The sequence below is a fragment of the Methanobrevibacter sp. genome (assembly GCF_045603845.1).
Taxonomy (GTDB): domain Archaea; phylum Methanobacteriota; class Methanobacteria; order Methanobacteriales; family Methanobacteriaceae; genus Methanocatella.
The window spans coordinates 1-4,638 of sequence record NZ_JAZUMY010000037.1; the positions used below are offsets into that span (position 1 = coordinate 1).

Here is a 4,638-nt window from a genome sequence, read left to right on the forward strand (position 1 = left end):
TTTTTTTAGTGTTTACTTTTTTTTTTACAAGTGCAGGTCAATATTGGTATACTTTTATAATAAATAGATTTAAATATCTTTTTTGATATATTACTTATTATGAAAGGTGATTTGAATAGAAATCAACATTCAGTATACAAATTAACTTATCATTTGGTGTTAGTTATTAAATATCGTAGAAAAGTGATTAATCAGGATATTTTTGATTTTTTAATGGATATTTTCTCAGATATTGGTGATAAATATGGTGTGGAGATTGTTGAGTCAAATTGGGATGTGGATCATATTCATGTGCTTTTTGATGCTGCTCCGAGTACGAATCTTGTTAAATTCATTAATGCCTATAAAAGTGCAAGCAGTAGAAGTATTAAAAGAGATTATCCTCAAATTAAAAGATTTCTATGGAAGAGTGCTTTTTGGAAAACAGGTTATTTCATAACCACTTCCGGTGGAGCAAATATTGAAACAATAAAAAGATATATCGAACGCCAAAGAGAAAAATAAAAATATTCATAACCCTAAAATAGGGTTTTAACAAAATATAAAATATTATCCTATTATATTTTGTAAGGGAGGTATAATTGGGATTATATTCTCTTTTTTTTGTTATGCAGGTGTCGAATACTTTTCATTTGCTCTCTTGGATTTTATTTAAATATGGATTTGTAGAATATCATAATATATAATAGTATCAATAAAAAAAATGGTGGTATTTTTTTTGTAGGGGAAAAAATGAAAGTTGTTAATAAAAATTTTGTGGTTAGGATCTATCCGTCTAAGGTGGATAAGAATGATAAAGGCGAAAAGATTGTCAGTATAGACAAAATCGAGTCTCATATTGGTGGTTATAGGTTTATATTCAATAAAGAATTAGGATACATAAATGAATTTAGAAGGTTACTAATTCAAAATGGATATGAGGATAAGGTTATTGTTAATGATAGTTCTTGTAATGTGCTTTTGAAGATGTTGCGACAGGATAATCTATTTTTGGAAAAAATGGAATCTAGCAGTCGTCAACAATCACAAAGAAACGTCATACAAGCCTTTAAAAATTTTCACAATCCTAACTTAAAATCCAAATATCCTCAATTTAAAAGCAAAAAACATTCCAAGGATACTTTCAGGATAATCAACAACAATAACAATGTACGAATTCAAAAAGATAAGTATGGATTCGATAAAATCAAACTGGCTAATCAAGGTTTAGTTAAATTCAAAACCAGCAAAGAATATCGCAATATATTGCGCCAAGCTAGCAATCCAGATGATCCCGCTGCAAAAATAAAGCATGTTACTATCAAAAAAGAAAACGGTGCATATTATGCTGTTTTCAATATTGAATGTGTTCATGTTCCCAAAAGGATTATTGGTCCGCTCCAACAAATCGGAATAGATATTGGCTGTGGCAAACTTGCTGTTCTTTCAAATACGCAAGAGATATCCAATCTTGTGTTAACAGAGGAAACAGACAAAATAATCCAATATCAAAAAGAAATGAGCCACCATACATCAGGTTCCATAAGATACAACGAAGCACAAAGATTAGTTAATGTATGGTTCACCAAATTAGTAAACAAAAGGAACGATTATTACCACAAGCAGACAGATTATATTGTTAAAAACTGTTGTTTTGTGGCTGTTCAAAATGAAAATATTATCGCCTGGAAACACAATAAGTATTTAAGCCGAAGCATACAATTAAATGCACCTCGTATCTTCATGGACCAATTAGATTATAAATGTGACTGGAATGAAGTAGAATTCATAAAAATTCCTAAAAGTTTCCCATCCACTCAAATCTGTAGCAATTGCAAAGAAAAAAATGAAAATCTACGTGGATGGAAAAACATAGGAATACGTGAATGGGATTGTCCTTATTGTGGTGAACATCATGATAGGGATGTTAATGCCAGTATTAATATCCTCAATAGAGGTCTAGAACTCGTAGGGGCTACGGGGCAGTAAAATTTCCAAAATAATATACAATATATTTTTTGGTTTGCGAATCCCGCCCTCTACAGGGCGAGGAGGTTCAATCATAAGTTCATCCCCTTCCATAATTATTTTTTAAAATGGTGCACACCTAACACATAATCTATTAAAAGGTTTATATAAATTAATAAGTTATTTTTCAGACAATATGATTGTTTATTACAATATAACTGTTTATTATAAATATTTACTTCAAAATAAAATACTGTAATCAAGTTTTCATATAGTCTTTTGATATTTGATTATTAAATCTGTAATGTCGGTTTTTCTTATTTTTTTAATAATTGATATTCTGTCAATTGTGATATTAACTGTCCTTTTGAATTATGTTTTTAAGAATTGAAAATCATGATTGTCTTTCAATCATATTTTTTTTGGCATGTTTTTGGTTTCATACAATCTCTGGAGGTTCATTAAAATACTATAAATGGATTTAATTTAATTAATTTCTTATATTGGGGTTAGAATACTTTTAATATTTTTTATTTAAGTTAAAATAGCTTTAATTTTCTGTTATTTAAAGATTTGTTGGGAATTCGTCCTGTTTTTTCATGTTGTATTTATTGCTTTTAATAAACATTAAATACTATAAGCAACTTAATATATTATGATTGTCTTGTTTTTTCATGCCCCGATGGTGTAGTTTGGATAACACATGGGACTGCGGATCCCATTCCCCGGGTTCAAATCCCGGTCGGGGCATTCTATTTTTCTTTAGTGATATTATGTTAAATGCTGATACTTTTGTTACTCATCAGAAAGGCTTTGATGGATCAATTAGAAATAAATATGAGGATTTTTATGTTGAAGAAATTCCTGAAATTCAGCCTACCGGTGAAGGACCTAATGTTTGGATTTGGATTGAGAAATTAGGCAGAACAACATTGGATGTTGTTTTGGATATTGCCAGAGATTTGCATATCAGCCGTAAACGGATGGGTTTTGCGGGGATGAAGGATAAAAAAGCTTTAACCCGTCAGTGGATTTGTATTTCCAATATGGAATCTGATGATCAGTTCAGTCAGATTGAAAATCTTAACATTCACGGGACAGATTTTTTAAAGGTAACCCGAAGTCAGAAAAAGCTTAGAATGGGACAGTTAAACGGGAATAAATTCCGTATTCTAATCCGGGGTGTTGATGATATTGCTGAAAGTGCGGATACTGCTGATGAAGTACTGAAAAAGTTAGAGATAACTGGCGTTCCTAATTATTTCGGCTGGCAGCGTTTTGGCAAACCCAGAACTAATACTCATCTTGTTGGTGAAGCATTGATACATAATGATTTGAAGGAAGCTGTCAGAAGATACATCGGAAATCCCACTGAAGATGAAAGTCAGGAAAATCAGCTTGCAAGACAGGCTTATGATGATGGAAATCTTGAAGAATCATTAAATTTAATGGGTAAAGGAATGAGATATGAGAAAATGATGATTCGTGAATTAATCAAGGATTCCAAGAAAGGGGATTTAACTGATAAATCATATAAAAATGCATTATACTCACTTCCAAAACCTCTGCAAAGAATGTTTGTCCATGCTTATCAGTCATACTTGTTCAATGATGTTGTCAGCAAACGTGCTGAAATGGGTATTAACAGTTACATTGAAGGAGATATTATTATTGATAATGAGGAACATATTGTCCGTGACAAGTCTACTGAGGAGTATCAGGAGTTAATTGATAATTTCACCGTTAATCCGACCGCCCCATTATACGGTACTAAAGTTCCATATGCCGGAGGTGCTGTTGGTGAAATGGAAGAAAATGTTTTAAAAAGTTACGGAATTGATAAAAGTAATTTTGAAGTTCCAAAAATGCCTCGTTTGGGAAGCCATGGTCTTAGAAGAGCTATACGTTTTAAAGTATGGGATGCATCTGCAATTCCAACTGATGAGGGTGTTTTAACTGAATTTTCAATTAATAAAGGATCTTATGCAACATCAGTACTGCGTGAAGTAATGAAACGGGATGTTGTGTGAAAAACTTATTTTTTTAAATACTACTTTCCACATAACTATCTTTGATGATTGAATGTAGAAGTATTGCAAAAGGAATTGGAAAAGGAGAATTAATAGTAAGCAGTGAACCTATTAGTTTTCTTGGTGGTGTTAACCCTGATACGGGAGTAATTATTGATTCTAAACATGAATTAAACGGAAAATGTATTAAAGATAAAGTTTTATTCATCCCTGGAGGTAAAGGATCAACGGTCGGTTCTTATGTTATTTTTCAGATGATGAAAAATGACTCTGCTCCAAAAGCCATAATCTGTCTTAATGCAGAACCAATCATAGCTACTGGTGCGATAATGTCTGATATTCCGATGGTGGATTCTCCTTCCCGTACTGAAGAGTTAACCAACGGTACTTTGGTTGAAGTTGACGGGGATAATGGAACTATCACGATTTTATAGGTGTAATATGAAGCAAACTCTAATTGAAAATGTGAATATTATCAATCCGGATGACGAGTTTAAAAGCAATCAGAACATTTTGATTGAAGGAAAATATATAAAAGAAATTTCTTCAGGCAAAATCAATACCAAAGAGAATGTTAAAGTTATTGATGGTGACGGAAGATATGTGCTTCCGGGTTTTATTGATTGTCACACCCATATTTTGGCTAAAGGTTTTCATAAGG

The 4,638-nt window shown here is 31.9% G+C and carries 4 protein-coding genes, 1 tRNA gene and 1 pseudogene; all 6 read left to right on the forward strand.

Translation table 11 applies throughout. The features are described 5' to 3' along the window. Nucleotides 1-99 precede the first annotated feature (99 nt). Nucleotides 100-504 (forward strand): IS200/IS605 family transposase, encoded by a 405-nt coding sequence (gene tnpA, locus ACKI2W_RS03490; protein WP_407379277.1) that lies wholly within the window; start codon nt 100-102, stop codon nt 502-504. A 228-nt stretch (nt 505-732) separates the two neighbouring features. After that, entirely contained in the window at nt 733-1,968 is a 1,236-nt protein-coding gene (locus ACKI2W_RS03495; protein WP_407379279.1) for an RNA-guided endonuclease InsQ/TnpB family protein, read from the forward strand. Nucleotides 1,969-2,623: 655 nt separating this feature from the next. Next, nucleotides 2,624-2,697 (forward strand) — tRNA-Arg (locus tag ACKI2W_RS03500). 23 nt (nt 2,698-2,720) lie between these two features. After that, a complete protein-coding gene (gene truD, locus ACKI2W_RS03505) occupies nt 2,721-3,977 on the forward strand; it encodes a tRNA pseudouridine(13) synthase TruD (RefSeq protein WP_407379281.1) in 1,257 nt (418 codons plus the stop codon). 44 nt (nt 3,978-4,021) lie between these two features. After that, nucleotides 4,022-4,411 (forward strand): DUF126 domain-containing protein, encoded by a 390-nt coding sequence (locus tag ACKI2W_RS03510; protein ID WP_407379283.1) that lies wholly within the window; start codon nt 4,022-4,024, stop codon nt 4,409-4,411. 7 nt (nt 4,412-4,418) lie between these two features. Continuing rightward, nucleotides 4,419-4,638 (forward strand): annotated as a pseudogene (locus ACKI2W_RS03515) (amidohydrolase family protein); the annotation flags it as partial.

Coding starts and splice junctions, on each gene's coding strand:
- tnpA (WP_407379277.1), top strand. CDS start 100: ATGAAAGGTGATTTGAATAGAAATCAACATTCAGTATACAAATTAACT.
- ACKI2W_RS03495 (WP_407379279.1), top strand. CDS start 733: ATGAAAGTTGTTAATAAAAATTTTGTGGTTAGGATCTATCCGTCTAAG.
- truD (WP_407379281.1), top strand. CDS start 2,721: ATGTTAAATGCTGATACTTTTGTTACTCATCAGAAAGGCTTTGATGGA.
- ACKI2W_RS03510 (WP_407379283.1), top strand. CDS start 4,022: ATGATTGAATGTAGAAGTATTGCAAAAGGAATTGGAAAAGGAGAATTA.